The following is a 390-nucleotide window of genomic DNA, read 5'->3' on the forward strand; positions in this document are numbered from 1 at the left end:
GTTATATATACGGTCGCCCTTACGACGAAAACGGCAATATACTCAATATCCAGAATGACAAAATCGTTGGATTATCACTAGAAGAAATTATGTCTGTACCAAGGCGTGTCGCGTTAGCACAAGACAAATCAAAATCATTGGCTATCCGTGGCGCCTTACGAGGCCATCTCATCACTGAACTCATCATGAGTGAGTCGGTTGCTTTTAGAGTGTTAAGAGAGAGTAAAGCTGATGTTCTAATTGAACAACTGAAACAGCTGTAGCATGCCAAAAAGAACCCGCAAATTCATAACCGAATTTGCGGGTTCTTTCGTCATAAAATTATTGAGCTGTGTATCCACCGTCGATGACGAACTCTGCACCAGTGGCGAACTTTGATTCGTCTGATGC

The 390-nt window shown here is 42.6% G+C and carries 1 protein-coding gene; it reads left to right on the forward strand.

All coding sequences use genetic code 11. The features are described from left to right. Positions 1-263: sugar-binding domain-containing protein (locus tag KH400_RS21925; protein ID WP_217228239.1), on the forward strand; the 263-nt coding region annotated here is incomplete at its 5' end. Positions 264-390 lie beyond the last annotated feature (127 nt).

It is taken from the genome of Desertibacillus haloalkaliphilus (genome assembly GCF_019039105.1).
GTDB lineage: Bacteria > Bacillota > Bacilli > Bacillales > KJ1-10-99 > Desertibacillus > Desertibacillus haloalkaliphilus.